Annotated in this window: 1 protein-coding gene; it reads left to right on the top strand. The window is 56.4% G+C overall.

All coding sequences use genetic code 11. From position 1 onward, the window contains the following. Positions 1 to 623 precede the first annotated feature (623 nt). Positions 624 to 1,148, top strand: a complete 525-nt coding sequence (locus tag AC1DYI_RS36325) for a hypothetical protein (protein WP_477208935.1) — start codon at positions 624 to 626, stop codon at positions 1,146 to 1,148. The last annotated feature ends 27 nt before the right edge of the window (positions 1,149 to 1,175 follow it).

Genomic DNA, 1,175 nt, shown 5'->3' with positions numbered 1-1,175 from the left:
ACCCCTCCGTCAAGGGGACGTCCACAAGCGGGCTTCGCCCACTTGCGGCCGCCCCTTACGTCGAACGTTAGGCCCAAGAAGGTGGATACGCCTATGATGCCCATAGCGATTCCTGAAGATTCACTTGCATCATTGGAGCGATCTCTCGGTCGCAGCCTGCGCGCGGAGTACGGAGTCCATGAGACATACGAAGACTTCACCGCTAAGAATATCGACGAGCTCAGGTCACTGGGGCGTTTGACCCTAGCTAGACCAAACCCTTCTCGTTCTTCATTGGGTTGGTGGCAAGCATGGCCTGCGGAATGCTCATATGTTTGTGGCTGAAGTTGTGCATGGTGGAATGGGCATTTCCGAGTGGTGCTCAAAATCGTTTCGCCGGTAGCAACAGCCCGGTGGCAGCGCTTCCAGCGCTACGGGAGCCAAGTGCGACAACTGGCAAGCACCAAATGCAGAAAGTCTCCACCGTTTTGTCGTCGCGCCAATGGCTGCAGTCATCGGCGTTCCGCCCGGTGCTGGCGGTTTGCTCCTATCTCTCTTCGTTTGCCCCACGTTGGCCTAACCCCTCCGTCAAGGGGACGTCCCGCAGGCGGGCCGCCCCTTACGTCGAACGTTAGGCCTCTGAAATGTCCCGTCGCGACCGCCTTCGCCGCACTGCCCTTCTCTGCCTACACTGTCTGCGAAATCTCGCGTTCTATCGCGTAGCGCACGATTCCGGTCAGGCATGGGCTGGTGAGCAGTTTTGGATTACTGCGCATAACAACTTCCTCGACATTGGCCTGCTTGAATGGTGCAAGATGTTCGGCGACAAGAGAGCAAAGCATGACTGGCGGAAATCGGTTACAGACCATGCGGTGTTCTTACCCGCGCTTCTTGATCACATTCGCTTGACTGATCGGTTCTTCGACGACTACGTCCAGGAAGTACGCACCTATCGAGACAAGTTTGTTGCCCACCTCGACGAAGAGGAGCGCATGAACATTCCAAATCTTTCCGCCGCAATCAAAAGCGCACAGTTTCTGTACCAGCATCTTCTCGAAGTCGAAGACGATTGCGACGCGTTCCCTGATGCGCCAAAGAGCGCTGTCGCGTACTTTAGAGGGTTCATGAATGAAGCCAGGGCCATCTATGTTGCAAAGGCAGCGGCCTAACCCCTCCGTCAAGGGGACGTCTTGCGC

The organism is Ideonella sp. P3_A4, from assembly GCF_056403075.1.
This window is presented reverse-complemented; position numbering and strand designations above follow the sequence as displayed.

Excerpts from the sequence above, each read along its gene's own strand:
- AC1DYI_RS36325 (WP_477208935.1), top strand. The coding sequence starts at position 624 with ATGTCCCGTCGCGACCGCCTTCGCCGCACTGCCCTTCTCTGCCTACAC.